The organism is Micromonospora phaseoli (genome assembly GCF_900109115.1).
Classification (GTDB): domain Bacteria; phylum Actinomycetota; class Actinomycetes; order Mycobacteriales; family Micromonosporaceae; genus Micromonospora; species Micromonospora phaseoli.
Genome location: NZ_FNYV01000016.1, coordinates 22,520 through 42,396 on the forward strand (window position 1 = coordinate 22,520; position 19,877 = coordinate 42,396).

Here is a 19,877-nt window from a genome sequence, read left to right on the forward strand (position 1 = left end):
CCACGGCGAACCTCGGCTATCGCGACCCTCATCAGGGACGCGTTGGGGGAAGGAGCCGGAGGATGGCGTACGTCGGTATCGACAGTCAGGGCGCGCGGACCCTGGGCGGGGTACTACGCGACACCGCGACCCGCGCGGAGGCGGTGCGGCGCCAGACCGTGGGCGCACTCAATCTCGCCGAGCTGACCAGCCAGGCGCCGCTGCAACTCGCACTTGTCCAGGACGGGTTCGCCACCCTGGGTACCGGCGTCATCGACAAGGCCGACCTCGCCGAGCAGTTCGCGATCGACCCACGCGGAGTAGCCACCAGCCTCGGTGCCACCACAGCCGAACTCCGCAGTGTGCTCAACGCGCTTCTCGGTTTCGCAAGCCCACGAGATCTGCGGGCCGTCCTCGTCGGCCTCGCCCCCGCGGGTACGAATGCGGCGCTGGACGAGGCACTCGGGCGCCTGTCGCCGGTGCTGGTGCCGGCGCTGCTGGCTGGGCAGCGGCCCGAGCTTCCCGCCGAACTGCTGCCCGACCTGCGCGTGCTGGCCCTCGCGCTGGGCATCGAGCACGTCGGCCCCCCCGGGCCAGCGGTGGAACGGGAGCAGACCGGCCGTGGGTTCCTCGGCCTGTTCCGCAACCGGGCCGAGCAACGCACCACCGAGGTGTTCTGGCAGGACTTCTGGTCAGACGGCCGCGCCGTCGACGACGTGCTGGCCGACCCGGAGCGACTGCTGGACTGGGTGGCTGGCACCTTCGAACTGGACCACCGCCTCGCCCGCGCGGCGGACCTGCCACGACTTGGCGACGTGCTGGCCACGCACGACTTCGCCACCGTCGACAGCGCACCGGCAGAGCTGGCTGCGAAGATCGCCGCCGCTGAACTCGAGTTCGCGGCGATCGTCGACTGGCTACCCGCACACCTCGTGGGCCGGGACGCGACCGCACCGAACGACATCCAACTGGGGCAGACTCTCATCTTCGCCGCCCGGGTCGGCTGGACCGACCCCGGCGCCACGGCCGCGACCCAGTCGGCCCGGTTCGCGGCGGCGGTGGAGTTCCTGCGCGCCAACCGGATGATGCAGAGCGCGCTGCTGCCCACCGGATTCGAGGGCGACACCGATCCGACGGCGTTCTTCAACGAGGCGGGCATCGATCTCGTCCTGAAGCTCGGGCGCACGGCGGGGGTCATCGACGACGCGTACACCGTCGGCCTGGCCGGGCTCGTGGACCAGGCGATGACCGGCGCCGGGGTCGATCTGGGCAGTGCGACGCCGATCGACCTGACCCAGCCGGTCCAGCAGCAACTCTTCCTCCTGGTGGCGAGTCAGATCCCCCGCTCGATGGCACAGTCACCGACTATCCAGGCCCAGTTCGTCGGGGCGCTGAGCTACCTGCGGGGCGCGACCGACGGGCCGCAGTTGCGCGACCGCGTCAACCGGGTGGTCGCGGCGTTCCGCGCCTTGGCCGTCGTCGGGGCCCCGGCGCTCACCGAACGCGAGCTGACCGCCGTGGTGGGCGGCAACGTGGTTGACGCGCTCGGCCGCAGTCGGCTGCGGCTGCGCAGCCGGGAGGCGGTCGAGGACAACCCCGAGTTCCTGATTCTCGCTCGCCAGTGGGGCATCCCCGGCGGCCGGAGTCAGGACCTCGGCAAGTACAAGCTCAACATCACCTTCGACGATCTCGGTGTGCTGACCGACATCAGCCGCAGGAAAAAGAAGAAGAAGGGCTTCCTGTCCCGGATCTTCGACACCGTCAAGTCGATCGGCAAGGCCATCGTGACGGCCTGGGAGGACAACCCGTTCAAGGCGATCTTCCAGATCGGCAAGATCGCACTTGGCGTCGCCAGTCTCGTCGTACCCGGCCTACAGGCCGTCGGGATAGCCACCCTGGCGATCAACGCGGTCGAAGCGGTGAGCCATGCCATCGAAGGGAACTGGCTGGGCGCCATCGGAGCGGGCCTGGCCGCCTTCACCGCCGGTGCCGACCTGCTGGGGGCGGCAGCCGGGGCGGCGAAGCTGGTCGGACAGAGCACCATCGTGGGCGGTCTCTTCGATGCCGGCGGCACCCTGGACGTACTGCGCAACGCCAAGCGCGCCTTCGACATCGGTGCGTCGGTGTTCCAGGCGTCCCAGGCGGACACGGTGGTCGGTGCGATAACCGCGGGGCTCGGCGCGGCCGGCAGCGTGCTGGGCAACGGCGGACCGCTGCTGGCGAGCCTCGACCTGATCGACAAGAGCCTCGCGCTCGACCTGGTACGACTCGGGACATCCGTAGGAGACGTCAGCCGACTCGTGACCCCGGCCGTCGGCGTGATCCAGGCTCTCGACCGAGGCGACGCGCTGAGCGCGTTCAGCAACGGCCTCACGGTCATCTCCGCCGGAGCGACGGCGCTGCTCAATCCCAGGGGAGTCCTCGGTGACCAGAAGACCGTCGCCGGAACCGCGTTCGACTTCGACCAGAAGACCCGGACCGACCTGGCCGACCTGGCCAAGGGCACCGGGATCGTGGCGAACCTCGCACGGGCCATCTCCGCAGTCGACGCGGGACGCCCGTTCGCCGCCGGTCAGGCACTCGCCCAGGCGCTACGGATCACCCGTACGTCGCCGCCGGACGGGCCGGATGCGGCCGCTATCGCGGTGCGGGTCGCCGAGGTGGGCATCGTGCTGGAGGGCGTGTTCCGGGGTGCCGACCCGAGGCTGGCCGCACCCGCGATCATGCAGCGCCTCAGCCAGGTGGTCGAGTCGCTGCGGCCGACCGGTGCACCCGGCAGCCCCCGCACCCCGAGTGAGCCGCTCACCCTGTTCGGCGGCGCAGCCACCACGCCCCCGGCGACCAGCACGTTCGGCACTCTCCCGACGTTGATCGAGACGGCTACGCCGAGCGGTGCTGCGGTGACCGGTAGCCTGGCGGGCCGCGCCGGGGAGAACATCCTGACGGGCGGAGCCGGGGACGACGTCCTGACGGGTGGAGCCGGGGCAGACACGCTCAGCGGCGGATTCGTCCTGGCGCAGGCCACCGGCGGGCCGGCCGCCGGACGGCCGACCATGACGCTGCCCGGCTCGACGACGCCGATACCGCTGCAACCGGGACTGCAGTTCATCCCGCCCGGCGCGCAGGTCGTGGGTCCCGACGGCACCGTGTACGGCGGCGACGGCGGATCGGTACCGGGTGCGAGACCCGGCGCGATAGGTCTCCCGGGTGGAATGCTGTCAGCCCCCGGACAGATCAAGGAGCTTCCCGGCGGCTACCGGCTCTTCTTCCTCGACCGTTCCGAGGACATGCCGCAGAGCCGGCTGGACGAGCTGGACGGCACCGGCGGCGGTGACGGTGACACTCGCCTCGCCGGCCTCGCCGGCGCGTCGCTCCTCGGCGGCTCCACCAGCCACCCGCTGCTCGGCGGTCCCGCCAACGACGTGCTGCTCACCGGTGCCCGGGACGAGCTGGGGCGCATCGCCCTGCCCGACGATCTCGGCCCCGACCTGGAGTCGCCGTTCTATATCCCGATTCCGGCCGAGCCACCGCTGCACCCCATCGGGCAGCTGTTCGTGCCGCCGGCTGCGTACCCGCCCTACGTCTGGGCGGCGCCGCAGAACCTGGCGTTCGTCCCCAACCATGTCCTCGACGGCGGCTCGCGTACCAAGGAGGGGATCCTCAACATCGTGGGCTGGGGCGCCTCCGCCCAGGGGCCCCACAACGCGTCCGAGTCGGTGTACGTGGGTGTGCGCAACGGCGTCCTGCTGATCGACAACGACACGGCCCCGGTGGATGGTCTCACCATCGGCGGCGTGGCCGGCGTTTCGTTCCAGGGAGACCGCTACGGCCTGGTCACCTCGATTGCCGGCGAGGTGAATCTCGGCCCGATCCTGGACCTGCGGCCACCCACCCTTGCCCTCGACGGGATGGCAGCAGTGAACATCCCCTTCATCGGCGCGTTCGGGTTCCGAGCCAACAACGACGGGTATCGACCCGCCGAGCACAGCGACTTCTCCGAAGGTCTGGCGAGCGGCCCGGGTGCACTGGTCAGCGTCAAGTATCCGGTCAGCGGGGATCTCGCGGTAGAGCGCATCGCCGAACTCGCCGGCGTGTCCACAGCGGACGTGCTCGTCGCCCAGCACGCGCCACCGGGCAGTCTGCTGGCGTTCGACGTGCGGGATGAGTTCCGGTCACCGTTCGACCCCGCGTTCACGGATCGGCCCGGATTCCCGGACCCGGACATCTGGTCCGCTGCCGCCCTCGACCTCGACGGCGGCCTACCGGACGGCTTCTCCGTCGATCCGGGCGGAGAGTATGCGCCGCCGCCGGACGACCTGTACCGCTACGGCACCGCGGGATCAACGAACCTGGCCAGCTGGGATGACGTGTCCGCGCACGAGCTGCCCGATCCCTACCACACCGCGTACGACACGATGATCGGCCTCGGGGCGCCCCAGGGCACCACCGTCGACTTCACACACGACGACGACTTCTGGGCGCAGATGCAGACCTCGGCCGCCTACGACGACGGGGCGCCGGCCCTGCTGGGCCCGGCGCTCGACGCGGTGACCTGGGATCCCTACCTGGAGTCGGTGCCCGGGATCGACATCAGCTACGACGAGTTCGCGCCGATCGACCTCGATTTCGACGACGGCTGGTCGGACTGGTGAGCGAGGGAACCGAAACGGTACCCCGCAGCGAATGCAGACGACCGAGGCGACACCGGTCGCCCGGGAAGACCACATCGGGAGGTAGCAGTCATGAACGTCGGAATGCTCGGCGGCGACGTCGCCCAGATCCAGCAGCACGCCATCGCGTACCGCAGCCTCGGCGACAACCTCGCCGCCTGCGGCGGCAACGTCGTCTCGACGACGGACAGCGCGGTCGCCGGTCTCCAGGAGCAGATCACCAACGCCCAGACCGCTGTGGTCTCGGCGCTGCTGGCGGTCAGCCAGGAGTCCCGCTCGGTGACCACGAGCTTCGGCGGCGTCCAGTGGACCGGCGCCAACCGGACCCAGGCCGAGGAGGTCGGTGTCGAGCTCGACGCACGGGTCAACGAGACGACGGTGCGCGTACAGGAGATCTTCGAGACCTTCCGGGCCGACCTCGCCCGCCTCGGCGGAGAGCTGAACGACGTGGCCACCCAGTTCAACGCCGTCGCTGTGGCGGCCGGCGAGTCGGCCGGATCGCTCGGTCAGGCGATGGACGCGCAGGCCGTCCAGCTCGACGAGATCATGAACACCGGGATCACCCGGGTCTGAGTGGTGGGTCGCCGTGCCGGGGGCCGGGGTTGGTACTGACGCCCCGGCCCCGCACATGTGTCCCGGCACCGCCCTGGAAGGGAGCGTCGTAATGCCATTCGCGGAGGACTACGAGGCCGCAGCCACCGTCCTGGACGCGGCGGCTCAGATGACCGGCACGCTCATGGAGCCCGCGCGGGCAGCGATCGGCACCGGCTCCATGATCGGTGGCCAGCTGACCAACATCGTGACGGACGAACTGGACGCCGCAGCCGCCATCCTCGATCAGGTCGCCACGGAGCTGACCCAGCTCGCCGTCACCTGCCGGGAGCGCGCTGAGACCTGTCGCGAGGCCGTAGCGGCCGAACGCGACTACACCGCCGCGTACGAGGAGTACCGCACCGAGCTGCGGGACCGGCAGGAGCGCCCGGAGCCGGGCGATCCGCCCGTGGCACCTCAGCCCCCGCCGGCACCGCCGTCGTGGGCCAACCATTGAACGAGCGCCGAAGTTGTCCCGCTGGCGCGGTCACCGGTAGTGGCGGACCGCGCCAGCCTGCTGTGCTCAGGGGTTCAGGACCGCCGTCATCACCACCAGGCCGGACGGGGTCGGCGGCGCTCCCTCCGTCTGAAGGGTGACGCTGAAGGTGGTGTAGTCCGCAATGTCCACGCCACTCCACAGCTCGATCGGTACGCCGCTGCGACGCTCGTGGAACGACCCGATCGGTACGGTGCCGCGCGGTCCCTTGAGCCACGCCGCGTAATAGGAGCCGGGCGCCGCGGCGGGCAGCCCGACCGGCTCCAGCACGACCGACGCTCCCGACCGGGTGTCCACGACGGACACCGTGCCGCGCGCTTCCGGAGCCAGGTCCGTGCCGGCGGCGACGTATACGTCGGCGCGCGGTTGCGGGTCGAGCATCCGGTCGACGGCCAGGACACCAGCGGTGAACACCGCGGCACCGAGGGCGGCGGCGGGCAGCGCCCAGGTGAGCCGGCCCATCCGGGGACGCCACTGTGCCGGGTGCCACCACCGTGGGCCGGGCTCCGGCGCCGGGACCGTGGTGGCCGGGCCGCCGGTCGGCGGCACGGGCGCGGACACCGCCCCGGGCGCGGAAAGCGGCTCGGACGCGGACAGCGGCTCGGGCGCAGGTTCGGGCGCAGTCAGCGGCTCGGACGCCGGCTCGGCTACGCGCTGCTCGACAACCCGCTGCTCGACAACGCGCTGCTCGGCGGCGTGCGCCCGCACCCGGCTGAGAATGCTGTCGCGCAGCGCCGGCGGCGGACCGGATGCCCAGGTGGTCTCGGCGCGCAACTCGGTGACCACGGCAGCCAGCAGGGCCGGGTCGGCGCTCTGCGCCGCCGCCTTCTTCCGCCCGGGGGTGCGCCTCGCGTGCCGATCGAGGTGCCCGGCCAGCAGGTCCACGAACTGTTCGTCTGCGCCCCCGTCGGTCTGTGGTGCGGTGCTCACCCGTCGCTCCTCCCCTCGCTGCCCGCTTTCCCGATTGTTGTTCGCCCCCCGGTGCCCGTCTGGTTCGCGTCGTCGCCCGACTGCGGGGGATCCCGCACGTGGGCCAGCAGTTCGGCCAGCCGCCGGTGCGCCCGGTGCGAGCGCGACTTGACCGTACCCAGTGGCAGTTCCAGCCGTTGGGCGATCTGCGCATGGGTCAGGTCATCGAAGAACGACAGCCGGATGATCTCCCGCTCGTGGTCGGCGAGCTGACGCAGCGCCTCCTGCACCTTCCAGGACAACCATGCCACGTCCAGGTCGGGTGCCTCCACCACCGCGTCCTGCTCGGCCTCGTGGCCACCCCGGGTGGGTCGCAGCTCGCGCCGGATCAGGTCCAGCGCCGTGTACCGCGCGATGGTCAACAGCCACGGGCCGAGATCCCGCTCCGGGTCGTACGCCGACGCGGAGTTCCACGCGCGGATGAACGTCTCCTGGAGGGCTTCCTGCGCGAGGTGGTCGGCGCGGGTGACAGTCATGGCAACGGCCCACACCGAACGCGAGTAACGATCATAGACCTCGCCGAGCGCGTCGGCGTCCCCCGCCCGGAAACGCACGAGCACGGCGCGCGGCAGCTCGCGCCGCCCGTCCCCCGTGTCGAGTGGTTCCGCCGACGAGCCGGATACGGCTGTCGTACCCGGCGCAGATCTTTCGGCCACCGACCCACGATACGCAATTGATCGCTCCGCGTGAATCTGCCGAACCCACGTGCTGGGCGGGAACCACCGGCACGCCCGACGGCGAACTGTGGTCATGAGGCTCAGCGTCCGCATCGAAGAGCAGCGGCCGGTCCGCGATCTGGCCGGCCCACGGTTCACCACCCGTGACGTCTGCCTGGTAACGGTCGCCCCGGACGTCACCGTCAGTGAGCTGCTCGACCGACTGGTCGGACCGGTAACCGCCCGGGTCGCGGCCGGTGAACTGGTCATCGAGGTCGACGGCGCGGAAGTTCCCGGCGACACGGTGCTGGCGGACCTGCCGATGTGGGCCGGCTCGGAGCTGAGCGTGCGGCCGGCAGCACCGGGCGGCCCGGCTCACCGGTCACCCGGCGGGCCGGCTGGGCGGCCCGTCGTCGAGCTGAGCCGGGTGGCCGGGCCCGACAGCGGCCAGACCATCGCACTCGACCACGGCACGTTCGCGATCGGACGCAGCCGACAGGCCGGAGTGGATTTCGGACCGGTGGCCCGGCCGCTGGTGCACATCGAGACGACCGCACAGCTACGGGTCACCGCCACGGCCGTCGACGACGACTGCCCCGTACGGGTGGACGGACGGGACCTCACCGACGACGAGACGGACGCCGACCTGCTCGACGGCACCTACCTGCGGCTCGGCGACACAGCCTTCCGGGTGGCACCCCCCGCCGACCCACCTACCCCCCTACCGTGGCCCGCGCCGTCGACCGGCGAGGCACCAGCGGGCCGCGAGCCGCTGATCCGTACCCCCCGGGTGGCCACCACCGCGCCGGCGGAGCAGGTACCCGTGCCGGCCGCGCCGGCACCCGTGTCCGTACCCGCGCCGCTGTCCTGGCTGCTACTGATCGCGCCACTGCCGATCGGCGTGGTGATGGCCTTCGTGTTCAGCCCGTTCTTCCTGGTCATGGTCGCGATGACGCCGATGATGGCGCTGGCCCGCTGGGTCGAGTCCAAGCACCGTGCCAAGAAGGACGCCATCCGGATGGCCAGGGAGTCGGCGGCGGCCGCAGAGCGGTTCGGCGCCGACCTGGACGCCACCCGCTCCGCGGTGGCCGCGGCGGCCCGCGCCGCCTATCCGGGCCTGGCCGGCCTGGTGCGCCGGGCCGCGTCGGGTCGAGATCTGTGGGAGGTACGCCCGGGCGACGCGGACGAACTGCAGGTGGTGGTCGGCGTGGGTGCCCGACCCTGGCTTCCGGAGCTGGGCCGGCGCGGCGCCGAGGAGTTGGCGGGACGGCCGGAGCTGAGCGAGGCGCTCGCCGAACGGTCTCGCCTGTCGGACGTACCGATCCACGTCAGCCTGCGGGACCGCTCGGGGCTGGGCGTCGTCGGCACCGGCACCGCCACGCGCAGCGCAGTCGCCGCCGTCGTGTTGGATCTTGTCACCCGGCACGGACCGGCCGACCTGGCGCTGGCCCTGGTGGTGCAGCCGGACCAGCTGGCCGCGTGGGACTGGTTGAAGTGGCTGCCCCACCTCAGCGGTGACGACGGGACACTGCGGGTCGCCTCCGACCCGGCCGCCACCGAACAACTGCTCACCCGGCTGGCCGCCGACACCGCACCACCGTCTCGCACCGCACTCACGGTCGCGGGCGGAGCCGGCACGGGCGGGGCGGGCGCCACGCACACCGTCGTCGTGGTGGACGGCGACGACCTGTTGACCGGGCGCGTCGCCTCGATGCTGGGCCGGCTCGCCCGCGGCAGCGGCCGGACGCTGGTGGTGAGCGGGCGCACGGAACGGCTGCCTTCGGTGTGCCGGTGCTTCCTCGAACTGGCGCCGGACGGCACCGCCGACCTGACCGACGCGGTCACCGGCGAGCGGACGTCGGGCCTGCTCGCCGTGCGGGCCGCCGAGGGGGTGTGCGGGCAGGCAGCCCGCGCACTCGCCCGCTGGACCGACCCGGAGCAGGCGGTCGCGACGGCGTTGCTGCCGGCCCACGCCCGCCTGGTGGACCTGCTGCGGGCCGTGGTGTCCGGCCCCAACGGGCTGGGGCGGCCGGTCGAGGAGCTCGACCCGCTGTCGATCGGGGAGTGGTGGCGGCGTGGCGTCTCCGGGATGCAGGCCACCATCGGGATGACCGAACGCGGCCCGTTGACCCTGGACCTGCACAGCGACGGACCGCACGGTCTTGTGGTGGGCACCACGGGTGCGGGCAAGAGCGAATTCCTGCGCACGGTGGTGGCGTCGCTGGCGTGCGCGCACTCGCCGGACGCGCTCACCTTCCTGCTCGTGGACTTCAAGGGTGGCGGCGCCTTCGACGCCTGCGCCGGGCTGCCGCACACCGTCGGGCTGGTCACCGATCTCGACGAACACCTGGCCGCGCGGGCGCTGCGCTGCCTGCGAGCCGAGTTGCGGCACCGGGAACGGCGACTGCGCGAAGCCGGTGTCAGCGACATCGGCGACCTGGTGGCCCCCGACCCGGCGCTGCCGCGGCTGCTCATCGTGATCGACGAGTTCGCCACCCTCGCGGTGGAGCTACCCGGCTTCCTCGCCGCACTGGTCGACGTGGCGCAGCGGGGCCGCAGTCTCGGCATCCACCTCCTGCTCGCGACGCAGCGGCCGCAGGGCGTCGTGGACGGCAAGATCCGAGCGAACACGAACCTGCGGGTAGCGTTGCGCGTGCAGGACGAGGCGGACTCCCGGGACGTGCTGGGCACCCGGCAGGCAGCCGACATCGACCGGCGCAGGCCCGGCCGCGCCTACGTCCGGCTCGGTGCCGGCGAGGTGGTCGGGGTGCAGACCGCATTGGTGTCCGCGGCCACCCCACGCGGTCAGCGCCAGCGAATCGAGGTCGCCCCGTTCGCACTGCTCGCCGACCAGGGGACGACCATGCGGGAGGACCAGCCGGACGGCGTACCGACAGATCTTGAACGCTTGGTGACCGCGATGGTGGATGCCGCCGACTGGGGTGGCTACCCCCGGCCGCGGGTGCCCTGCCCGCCACCGCTGCCACCCGAGGTCGACGCCTGGAGCCTGGCGGCCGACGTCGACGGCACGGTGGACGCTCCTGGTCCGGTGCCGCTCGGCCTCGTGGACCTGCCCGACGAGCAGCGCTCCGACGTGTGGTGCTGGGCGCCGGAGGCGGGCGGCACGTTGGTGCTCGGCGCCGACGCGGCCGCCACCGGCGCGGTGCTCGCCACCGCCTGCCTGTCACTCGCGCGCCACCGCGCCCCCGACCGGCAGAGGATCTTCGTACTGGAGGGCCTCGGCACCGGCCTGGGAGCGCTGGCCGGTCTGCCGCACGTGACCGCGGCGGTCGGCGTCGACGACAGCGAGCGGCTCGCCCGGGTACTCGACCAGGTGGACGCCGAAATCGCCCACCGACGCGCGAGCCGGTCCGCGGGACCAGACGTCCTGCTGGTGGTGGCCGGCTGGGACGCGCTGATCGAAGGGGCCGAACGAGCCGGCATCGGCGAGGTCGGCGCACGACTGGAGCGGGTGCTGCGCGACGGCGCACCCGTCGGGATCCGGCTGCTCATCTCGGCGTCACACGACCGCGGCGTACCCGGCCGGGTACTCACCCAACTGCCCACGAAGCTGTGTCTGCGCCTGGCCGACGCCAACTCGTACACCGGGCTGGGCCTGCGGGCCCGGGACGTGCCCGAGCTCACCGGCCTGCGAGCCATCGACACGCACACCCGACGTGAGATCCAGATCGGACGTCACTGCGACGGGCGGCCGGGGGCGCTCGCCGGCGCGGTGGCCCGGGTCGCCGCCGACTACCCGGACGCGGTTCCCGCGCCCACCGTCACGGTGTTGCCCGAACTGGTACCCGCCGGCGAGGTGCTGTCCTCGTCCACCGCGGGCGGGCCGGTCTGGCGACTCGGCATCGGCCGGCACTACCGCGACCTCAGCGTCGCCACGCTCGCGCTCGGCCCGGGCATGCACGCGGTGGTGGCAGGCCCCGCCGGCAGCGGTCGCACGGCTGCGCTGCGGCTGCTCGCCGCCGCCGCCCGCGCCAGCGCACCCGACGCCCGCGTGCTCGTGGTGGCCGCCGACCCGGACGCCTGGACCGGCACCCAGGTCACCGAGGTGGCGGGCTCCTTCAGTGAGTTGACCAGCCAGCCGACCACGGGACGGGCCCTGCTGCTGGTCGACGGAATCGAGTCGCTGCCCGACGCCGGGCCGGCACTGGACCGGCTCCTGCCGGGCCTTCCGGCCGGCATCCACGTTGTCACCGCCGGCCGGACCGACGCCTTCCGCGGCATGCAGCCGTGGCAGCGGGCGGTGACCATGTCGCGAACCGGGCTGCTGCTGCGCCCGGCGCCGGACGACGGCGAGGTGCTCCGGGTCCGGCTGCCGCGCGAGGCCCCGCTCCGCCCACTGCCGGGACGCGGCTATCTGGTGGAGGCCGGCGGATTGGCCCAGGTCCAGGTCGCGTTCCTGGCCCAAGCATCCCCCGGCGCGCGGTTGGCCATGCCGGTCAGGGTTTTCGCTGGGGAGGCACGATGAGCAGCCAGTCGGCGTACGGCGTAGGGGTGTGCCTGAGCGCACACGGTGTCGTGGTCGCGGTGGTCCGCGCCAACCCGATGCGGCTGGCCGCGGTCGCCGAGGTCGCCGGCAGCCTGACGGGAGCGAAGCCACTGTCGCGGCGGCTGGCCCGCGCACGGCGACAACTCGGCCTACCCCGCTGGTGCTCGACGTCCATGGTGGACGAACTCGGCGGGCCGGGCGAGACAGGTGGCCACGGCGGTCGGCGCGGGCACAATGGTCCGGACGGGCCGGCGACGTCGCGGCCGGAGTTCGCCGCCCTGCTCGCCCGGGCGGGATTCCTGCCGACCGCGGTACTGGTACCGGCGCAGCTCCGCCACCTGCGCAACAACGTCGATCTGGGTGTCGGCGTGGCCGTCGACCGACGGCTCATCGAGGCGATGGCAGACGAGGCCCACGGGTGGGCGACGGCCGCGGCGCTCAACGCGTTCCCGGAGCCGAGCATCGCCGGCCGCGGGGGTCGACATGTAGGCCCTGACGACTTTGGCAGTGATGTCGGACAATGGGACAGCCGCACAGCGGAGACCGGATGGGCCGTGGAGCGCGTGAGCGCGTCCGGTGAGCGCGAGCAGCAAACGGAGGAGACGCCATGCGTAGCCCGATGAGAGGTGTGAAGGTCACCGTCGCCCCCGGCGAGCGGCGGCCCATGTCACCGGCGACCCGCTGGCTCATCATCGGACTGGCCTGGGTCCTCGCCTCCGCCGCCGTGCTGGTGGGCTCCCGGTACGCCGTGGACGCCTGGGTCGGCGACTCCGGGACCGTCCCGGCGACCGCACTGGACGCCCGCTCGTTCGGCGCCGCCTCGGCAGCTCCCACCGACCGGGCGGTCGCCGGCTCCACCCGCCTCATCCCGGTGAAGCCACAGGTGCTGCTCGACTCGCGCAAGGTCGGCGCGCTGCCCGCCGGCGTGGACGTGACGGTGCCGGTGCCCGAGACGCCCGCCGGCACCAGCGCTGTGCTGGTCGAGGTCTCGATCCTGGCCGCGAAGGGCCCCGGCGAGGTCACCGTCGGTCAGGGCACCGACCGGACGACCGTGCTGCGGGTACCGAAGGCCGGCGCACAGACGTCCGCCACCGTGGTGGCCCACCTCGGCCCCGACGGCGACCTGCGGGCCAGCACCACCGGCGGAGGCGATCTACTGATACGACTGGTCGGCGTGTTCGAGCCGGCGGAGCGGTCCGACGCCGGCCGCATCGTGGCGGTACCACCCGCCCGGGTGGTGACCCTGGTGCCCAGGACCGACGGCAAGAAGGCAAGCGTCGCGCTCGCCGATGTCCGGCAACTCGCCGACGCCGGCCCGATCTCGGCGGTGATCCTGCAGGTCTCCGCCGACGTGGGGTCCAACGGTGGGCTCGTCTCCGCAGGGACGCGCGCCGGTGACCTGGACCAGACCGTCTACTGGTCGGCGACCAGCGGCAGTGACCGCACCCGCAGCGGACTCATGGTCATTGCGGTCAGCGAAGGGTCGGTGCACCTACGGTACGAAGCGGGCACGGAGATGCGAGCGAACCTCGTCGGCTACGTCACCGGCGCGGGCGCACCCGAATCCACCGAAGGGCTGGTGGTCCCCGTGCCGCCACACACCCCCGAGCCGGTACGCGCCACCGAACAGTCCGATGTCGAGGTCGCGCTGGGCACCACGGAAACGCTCGCAGATGTGCCGGTGGACCGCATCGCGGCGGCGCTGGTGACCGTGACCGCCACGGGCGACGCCGAGGGCGGTGTCAGGGTGGGCGGCAAGCCGACCCTGACCGCCGCGAAGGGCGTCGCACGCTCGGTGGCCACTCTCATCGAGACGCCGCAAGCGACGGTACGAGTCCAAAGCGCCGTGGCCGCCACCGTGACCGTCACACCACACGCCCTGGTCTTGACCGGCTGACCGCTACACCAATAGCAACTCGGCCAGCGTCCCGTACCCACGTCGACCGCGTACCCAAAGAGCGTCTTCGTCACCGAGTGAGGCCACGTCCTGCCTCCGGATCGCGCACCCATCGAGCTTGCCACCAGCTTCGACGCCACCCAGCCGGCGCAGTGGAACCGGGTGGGGTCGTCCGCCACCGCCGCATCGAATCACTGAACCCGGACGTCTCGCACCGACCGCGCCTCGGAGTCAAGATCGATGCAGCCGGCTACGCGTCGCTGGTGGGAACTGAGTGTGAGCCGACAGCAGCGACCCTGTTCGGGCTCGGCCGTCAGGACAACAAGGGGCGCACCACCTACGCCATCGTCAGCGAGGAATACGGTGTGGTGCAGTGGAGTCCGAGTAAGAAGGAGATCTACGTGGAGTTTCTCGGCGACGCCCCGATCGACACCACGTTCAGCCTGGTCGACCGAGGCGCGGTCTGACTCGGTACATCGCTGCCCGCCGGGGTCGATGCCGCTGCGTTCCACAGAGCATGCGCGCCCCCCGCCCCGCCGGCCGGCCGGCCGGTGGCGGAACGGCTAAAGCTCCACCTTCGCGCCTGGCGCCGAGCGGCGCCTGGCGCGTCGCCTGACCGTATCCGCGCTGATCAGCAGACCAGGGATGGCACCGAGCAGCCAGATCGCGATCAGCGGCCAGTGAACCAGCGCACCCACGGCCCCACGGATCTGTGGGACCTCTCCGACGACGTATGACGCCTGCGGGTCAGAGCTGCGGCAGGCCAGCGAGTAGGCACCGGGCAGGGAAACGTCGAAGGACGCGACCCAGGCATAGGAGGCCGCATCGCCTCCGTAGCCGCCGGGCGCGATGGTGAGCAACTCCGCCGACTGGGCGGGCGTGCCGACGCCCGTGACCTGGCAGTCAGGATCGCGTGGTGCGAATCCCACCGCGAAGATCGCATATTGGCCTGGCGCTGGCAGTCTCAACTCCCCCAGCTCACTGGCCGAGGCCGCATACGGCCCCACTGCCCCGTACTCGACCGGGCCGAACCGCGCGGTGCTGCCCTCGGCGCCAAGCTGCACCGTCGTCTGCGCGAGCAGGGCGCCCACCACGGCGACGATTCCGCCAGTGACATAGCCACGTCGAGTCGCCGCTCGGCTGCGGCGCACGCGACCTCGCTCGATCAGGTAGCCGACCATCGCACCGCAGATCACCAGGGGAACGCTGCCGAACAGCACGCTCCGCCACTGGGCCACACCACTGAGCGGAATAACCCACCGGTAGACAGCCATCGTCGCACCCAGGAACACCGCACTGATCAGCGTGGCCGCGACCACCGCCGCCGCCACCGCCGAGGCGGTGCGACGCTGCCCGGTGTACCAGGTCCACTTCGCTGCCACCACGGCGGCGAGCACCGGCACTGCCCCGACGGTCCACCACAGGGCCGTCGAGACCTCCGGGTCCTCCTCCCACCGGTGAGTCCCCTCGAAGACCATCAGCGGAGCCGGCACCGTCACCAGTACCCACACCGCCAGCGCCACCGGGCCGGGAAACGTCCGCCCCACCACCCGCCAGGTTGCCGCGTTCATGCACCGATCATCGAGCAAGGGCCTGTGTTTCGAAGCCCCGATCCGAACCAGACCCAGATGGAGCCTCTACCACGCCCGGACCGACCGGCGGGCAGGTCGACGCGGGCCACGTGGGCGAAGCGGTCACCGAAGGAAGCGGCGATGGTGGCGGGGCTGTCCAGGGGACCACGAATCAGCTCCCGATCCGGGCCCAACCCGCGCCACCGCCGCCGATGGGTTGGCTGCGCGGTCGCCGGCGGCAGGCGTCAGCTGAGCTGTTGGGCCAGTCCGACGATGATGCCCTCCGGGCCGCGGACGTAGCAAAGCCGATAGACGTTCTCGTACTGCGCCAACTCGCCGACGAGTTCGCCGCCATGGGTACGCAGGCGGGCAACGACGTCCTCGATGTCGTCGACGGCGAACATTATGCGACGAATGCCCAGCGTGTTCGCCGGTGCATCCTTCGGCTCGGCGCTGATCGCCTTCGGCGTATGGAACATCGCCAGCTCGATCCGCCCGTGGCCGTCCGGGGTCCGCAGCATCGCGATCTCCTGTCGGACATCGTCGATCCCGATGACACTCTCGACCCAACGTCCCTCGACTGGCGCCCTGCCCTCCAACTCCATGCCGAGCTCGACGAAGAACGCAATGACAGCGTCAAGGTCGTCGACAACGATCAGGACGTTGTCCATCCGCTGGATCGCCACGCGCGGGCCTCCTCAGCCTCGTAGGGAAGCGGTGGCCGCATCCGTTCCTGGGACGGAGCCGCCACGCCGCTCTGGACAGACTGTGCACCAACTTCCGCGGAAAAGGTCGCAACGCGGCAGTGCCCACCAGGCGCGAGTCGTCCCGAGCACCGCACCCCAGTCGCGCCGCGACTACGGCAGCCTGCGTCCATCCGGCCTGTGGGCGAAGATGAACCCGCCCTCGACGTTCGGGGCTGGGCGGTGCGTCATCTCGGCCTCGACGGTGAAGCCGGCGGTGTCCAGCCAGGCCGCGATCCGGTCCGGTCGGCGGCGGTGCACGTACACGTTCATGGGGTGTCCGCCGTAGCCCTCCGTCTTGAGCTGACTGCCGTCGCCGGCGTGGAACCCGAGCAGCATGACCCCACCAGGTCGTAGCACCCGGTGGAACTCGGCAAGGGCCGTGGCTACCTCGTCGTCGGGGACGTGGATCAGGGAGAACCAGGCGAGCAGGCCGGTCAGGTAATCGTCGGGCAGTTCGAGGCGCGTCATGGAGCCGACCTCGAAGCGTAGGCCCGGATGGTCCCGTCGGGCCACCTCGATCATCGCGGGTGACAGGTCGATGCCGAACGCGTCCAGGCCGACGCTGTGCAGGTGGGCGGTGATCCGGCCAGGGCCGCAGCCGACGTCGGCGACCGGTCCGTTGCCCTGGGCGCGGACCAGTTCGGCAAACAGGGCGAGGATGCCCCGCTGGAACGGTTCGCGGGCCAGGGCGTCGCGCAGCAGGTCGGCGTAGCTGACCGCCACCCTGTCGTAGGAGATCCGGGTGTCGTCGAGCCAACCTGGAACAGCCATGCGCCGCACAATAGCCCCGACTCGGCCAACCGCATCGGCCTGGCAACCTCGCTCCAGCCGACGCGGCATGCGTCGAAGGCCGTGCGTTGCGTACAGTTCCTGGTCGGACGTGGGGTGGGCCGGGCAGATCCGGCGCAGGAAACGGGATGAGACAGCGGCGGCATGACGGCGGACAAAATTACCGAAAACGGTCAGCAGGGCATCGACCGCGGCCGGCTGGAGACCTGTCTCAGCGTCTTTGAGGCGTTGGAGGACCTGCCTCCCGATCACCCCGACGTGGTGCGGGTGCAGCGGGCCACCGCGAAGCTCTACAAAATGATCAAGCAGCGGCGACGCGAGGAACGGCGAGACGCCCTCGCGGCGGCCGACCGCGCGGTCACGGCGGCCACCGCCACCGGCGCCCCGGGCCGGATCGACGACGAGACCCAGGGCATCCCGCTCGCCTCCCCCACCACCGGCACCACGGCCGGCGTCCTGCACAATCCGCGCGGCTGCTACGTCTGCAAGCAGCGCTACCGCGAGGTGGACGCCTTCTATCACCAGCTCTGCCCGCCCTGCGCCGCGCTCAACCGGGAGCGCCGGGACGCCCGCACCGACCTGACCGGCCGGCGCGCGCTGCTCACCGGCGGCCGCGCGAAGATCGGCATGTACATCGCGCTGCGGCTGCTGCGTGACGGCGCGCACACCACCGTGACCACCCGGTTTCCGCACGACGCGGTCCGCCGATTCGCCGCGATGCCCGACAGCGCGGACTGGCTGCACCGCCTGCGGATCGTCGGGATCGACCTGCGCGACCCCGCCCAGGTGATCGCCCTCGCCGACTCGGTCAGTGGCCAGGGACCACTCGACATCCTGATCAACAACGCGGCGCAGACCGTCCGCCGCACTCCCGAGGCGTACGCGCAACTGGTCGCTGCGGAGGCGGCGGCCCTGCCGGACGGACCGCTGCCGGAGATGATCACGTTCGCCAAACCGGCCGGCCGGAGCGACCCGGCGGGCATCCTGACCGCCCCGCCGCAGCCGGCGATCACCCCGCACGCGCTCACCGCGCTGGCGCTGACCAGCGGCTCTGCCTCACCGGAGCGGATCGCGGCCGCCACCGCCATCGACGCCGGCGGTCTGGTGCCGGACCTCGACCCCGTCAACAGCTGGGTGCAGCGGGTGCACGAGGTGGACCCGGTCGAACTGCTCGAAGTGCAGCTGTGCAACGTGACTGCGCCATTCGTGCTGGTCAGCCGGCTGCGACCGGCGATGGCCGCAGCGACCGCCCGCCGCAAGTACGTGGTGAACGTGTCAGCGATGGAGGGCCAGTTCGCCCGCGGCTACAAGGGGCCGGGGCACCCGCACACCAACATGGCCAAGGCCGCGTTGAACATGCTGACCCGGACCAGCGCCGAGGAGATGCTGGCCGATGGAATTCTCATGACCAGCGTCGACACCGGCTGGATCACCGACGAGCGGCCCCACCCGACGAAGATGCGGCTGGCCGACGCCGGCTTCCACGCCCCGCTGGACCTGGTCGACGGCGCGGCCCGGGTCTACGACCCGATCGTCCGCGGCGAGCAGGGCGAAGACCTGTACGGCTGCTTCCTGAAGGACTACGCACCCAGCGCCTGGTGATCACCGCGCCCACCCCGCCGCCGGGCTCGGGCCGACACGGTCACCACCGTGCGCCCTCGCCCTGCCCAGGAAGTTCGCATTCGGCGGCGTGATCAGAGCGCGAAGGAGACGAAGAACGGATTGCGAACCGGGGCTCCGTCGGCTTTGAAGCAGCGAACCTGGATGCCTTGGTCCGAGTCCCACTCCGCAACCTTGCAGTAGTGCGGGCCCGGCCCCTCGGCCGTCACCTGGACGTTTCCCTTGTCCATAAATCCATCCATTGACGTGTTCACCCAGTACAGGCCCTCCTCCGACCCGACACCACGCTTCACTGTGATGGTCGGGTTGACGAGAGGGTCGTAGGTCCACTGCTCGTCTGGATGCACCTCGCCACCCTGTACCCAGGTGTAGGCGCCCCACGGCGTCCATACCAGACTGGCATCGCGGGAGTAGGTGAAGGTGAAGAGGGAGTCGCTCAGAGCCCCGTCCGCGTTGTAGCAGTTCACATCGACCTGGGTGGACGCGGGCAAAGTGAAGAAGTAGGCCACCTTGCACCGATGGGACTCCTGGAAGTAGGCAGTCACCTGGACATGGCCCTTCTCAGCCTTGGGATCGAGCCCCTTGTTGCCCATTCCCTGCAAGGAGACCTGGTAGCGACCGGTGCCCAGATAACTGATCTTGTTGGAATGACCCATCGAGTTGAACTGCTGATTGAGGGCCGGCTCATGAGTGCGGCGCTCGTCAGTGCTCGTCAGGTAGGCGAAATCACTGATCCCCCCGTACCACCCGGCGGCATTCGCCCAGCTAGCCGCGAACTCCGAATCGAGGCGGGTGCCGGAGGCGTCGAAGCAGTGCACCCAGATGGCGACGCCAAAATAGGTGACCTCACCCGTCTTCGGATCCTCGAAGATGGAACGGTTCATGTACGCCACCGAGCAGTACGATGCCGTGTGGCCGTGAGCGGTGACATGGGCGACTCCGAGATTCGCCTGCGGCTCGGTGGCCAGATAGGTCATCAGGATCAGGTACTCGCCGGGCCCGAGGCGACTGACGTTGTTCGGGCGTCCCGCCGAGTTGTAGTTGCGGGACGCGGGTGGCGTGTACGAGGTCCCCACCGGCTCGGATGGCTTGTCGACGTACACGTACGCGTAACTCTGCTCGAACGCGGCGGCTTGTACCGCCGGCGTGGCCACGGTGAGCAGTCCGGCGGCTGGCAGCAGCGCCGCCATGGCCAGCGCGGTGCGGCGGGCCCAGCGGTATCTTACGTACATCGTGGAATTCCCCTCTTCATGCCCGGGCGGCAGGTTCCTTTCAGCACGGACGAGCAGATCCCAGCAGACCCGCGGGGCCGTCAGCATGAGTGCCCGGGTACTCAGATCGGAACGAAGGGTGCAGTCGCTCGGCGATCCGCCGGCTCTGTTCGCC

14 protein-coding genes are annotated in these 19,877 nt (G+C 71.3%); 8 read left to right on the forward strand and 6 right to left on the reverse strand.

Going from position 1 to position 19,877, the window contains the following annotated elements; all coding sequences use genetic code 11:
• The first annotated feature begins 62 nt into the window (after window positions 1-62).
• The 3 genes from BMY89_RS27515 to BMY89_RS27525 all read left to right on the forward strand — a co-directional run bounded on the left by BMY89_RS27515 (window position 63) and on the right by BMY89_RS27525 (window position 5,697).
• Window positions 63-4,631 carry a calcium-binding protein gene (locus BMY89_RS27515; RefSeq protein ID WP_092383059.1) on the forward strand — a complete coding sequence of 1,523 codons (4,569 nt, stop codon included), beginning with the start codon at window positions 63-65 and terminating at the stop codon, window positions 4,629-4,631.
• A gap of 90 nt (window positions 4,632-4,721) precedes the next feature.
• Entirely contained in the window at window positions 4,722-5,222 is a 501-nt protein-coding gene (locus tag BMY89_RS27520; protein ID WP_092383061.1) for a hypothetical protein, read from the forward strand.
• A gap of 91 nt (window positions 5,223-5,313) precedes the next feature.
• Window positions 5,314-5,697 (forward strand): hypothetical protein, encoded by a 384-nt coding sequence (locus tag BMY89_RS27525; RefSeq protein ID WP_092383063.1) that lies wholly within the window; start codon window positions 5,314-5,316, stop codon window positions 5,695-5,697.
• Between the two features lie 66 nt (window positions 5,698-5,763).
• Here the strand turns inward: BMY89_RS27525 and BMY89_RS27530 are convergent, their stop codons facing one another.
• Together BMY89_RS27530 and BMY89_RS27535 are read right to left on the reverse strand one after the other, a co-directional pair.
• Window positions 5,764-6,666, reverse strand: coding sequence for an anti-sigma factor (locus tag BMY89_RS27530; RefSeq protein WP_139218021.1), 903 nt, complete (start codon window positions 6,664-6,666; stop codon window positions 5,764-5,766).
• Window positions 6,663-7,361, reverse strand: a complete 699-nt coding sequence (locus BMY89_RS27535; RefSeq protein WP_170147788.1) for an RNA polymerase sigma factor — start codon at window positions 7,359-7,361, stop codon at window positions 6,663-6,665. Before BMY89_RS27535 ends, BMY89_RS27530 begins: the two co-directional genes overlap by 4 nt.
• Window positions 7,362-7,455: 94 nt before the next feature.
• On the opposite strand from BMY89_RS27535, the gene BMY89_RS27540 reads away from it, so the two are divergent.
• The 4 genes from BMY89_RS27540 (at window position 7,456) to BMY89_RS30110 (ending at window position 14,232) form a co-directional block, all read left to right on the forward strand.
• Entirely contained in the window at window positions 7,456-11,847 is a 4,392-nt protein-coding gene (locus tag BMY89_RS27540; RefSeq protein WP_170147787.1) for an FtsK/SpoIIIE domain-containing protein, read from the forward strand.
• Window positions 11,844-12,491 (forward strand): hypothetical protein, encoded by a 648-nt coding sequence (locus BMY89_RS27545; protein WP_111313880.1) that lies wholly within the window; start codon window positions 11,844-11,846, stop codon window positions 12,489-12,491. The genes BMY89_RS27540 and BMY89_RS27545 overlap by 4 nt, the downstream gene beginning before the upstream one ends.
• Entirely contained in the window at window positions 12,476-13,765 is a 1,290-nt protein-coding gene (locus BMY89_RS27550; protein WP_139218023.1) for a hypothetical protein, read from the forward strand. Before BMY89_RS27545 ends, BMY89_RS27550 begins: the two co-directional genes overlap by 16 nt.
• Window positions 13,766-14,028: 263 nt before the next feature.
• Window positions 14,029-14,232 (forward strand): hypothetical protein, encoded by a 204-nt coding sequence (locus tag BMY89_RS30110; protein ID WP_139218024.1) that lies wholly within the window; start codon window positions 14,029-14,031, stop codon window positions 14,230-14,232.
• A gap of 96 nt (window positions 14,233-14,328) precedes the next feature.
• Here BMY89_RS30110 and BMY89_RS27560 read toward each other — a convergent pair whose 3' ends face one another.
• From BMY89_RS27560 to BMY89_RS27570, 3 genes are all read right to left on the reverse strand, one after another.
• Window positions 14,329-15,288 (reverse strand): hypothetical protein, encoded by a 960-nt coding sequence (locus BMY89_RS27560; RefSeq protein WP_232521580.1) that lies wholly within the window; start codon window positions 15,286-15,288, stop codon window positions 14,329-14,331.
• Window positions 15,289-15,581: 293 nt separating this feature from the next.
• Entirely contained in the window at window positions 15,582-16,022 is a 441-nt protein-coding gene (locus tag BMY89_RS27565; RefSeq protein WP_092383075.1) for a VOC family protein, read from the reverse strand.
• A 171-nt stretch (window positions 16,023-16,193) separates the two neighbouring features.
• A complete protein-coding gene (locus BMY89_RS27570) occupies window positions 16,194-16,853 on the reverse strand; it encodes a class I SAM-dependent methyltransferase (RefSeq protein ID WP_092383077.1) in 660 nt (219 codons plus the stop codon).
• A 162-nt stretch (window positions 16,854-17,015) separates the two neighbouring features.
• Between BMY89_RS27570 and BMY89_RS27575 the strand changes: the two genes are divergently transcribed.
• A complete protein-coding gene (locus BMY89_RS27575; RefSeq protein ID WP_092383079.1) occupies window positions 17,016-18,473 on the forward strand; it encodes an SDR family oxidoreductase in 1,458 nt (485 codons plus the stop codon).
• 92 nt (window positions 18,474-18,565) lie between these two features.
• On the opposite strand, the gene BMY89_RS27580 is transcribed toward BMY89_RS27575, so the two are convergent.
• Window positions 18,566-19,810 (reverse strand): hypothetical protein, encoded by a 1,245-nt coding sequence (locus tag BMY89_RS27580; protein ID WP_092383081.1) that lies wholly within the window; start codon window positions 19,808-19,810, stop codon window positions 18,566-18,568.
• Window positions 19,811-19,877 lie beyond the last annotated feature (67 nt).

Excerpts from the sequence above, each read along its gene's own strand:
- BMY89_RS27515 (WP_092383059.1), top strand. The coding sequence starts at position 63 with ATGGCGTACGTCGGTATCGACAGTCAGGGCGCGCGGACCCTGGGCGGG.
- BMY89_RS27520 (WP_092383061.1), top strand. The coding sequence starts at position 4,722 with ATGAACGTCGGAATGCTCGGCGGCGACGTCGCCCAGATCCAGCAGCAC.
- BMY89_RS27525 (WP_092383063.1), top strand. The coding sequence starts at position 5,314 with ATGCCATTCGCGGAGGACTACGAGGCCGCAGCCACCGTCCTGGACGCG.
- BMY89_RS27540 (WP_170147787.1), top strand. The coding sequence starts at position 7,456 with ATGAGGCTCAGCGTCCGCATCGAAGAGCAGCGGCCGGTCCGCGATCTG.
- BMY89_RS27545 (WP_111313880.1), top strand. The coding sequence starts at position 11,844 with ATGAGCAGCCAGTCGGCGTACGGCGTAGGGGTGTGCCTGAGCGCACAC.
- BMY89_RS27550 (WP_139218023.1), top strand. The coding sequence starts at position 12,476 with ATGCGTAGCCCGATGAGAGGTGTGAAGGTCACCGTCGCCCCCGGCGAG.
- BMY89_RS27570 (WP_092383077.1), bottom strand. The coding sequence starts at position 16,853 with ATGGCTGTTCCAGGTTGGCTCGACGACACCCGGATCTCCTACGACAGG.
- BMY89_RS27575 (WP_092383079.1), top strand. The coding sequence starts at position 17,016 with ATGACGGCGGACAAAATTACCGAAAACGGTCAGCAGGGCATCGACCGC.
- BMY89_RS27580 (WP_092383081.1), bottom strand. The coding sequence starts at position 19,810 with ATGCTGACGGCCCCGCGGGTCTGCTGGGATCTGCTCGTCCGTGCTGAA.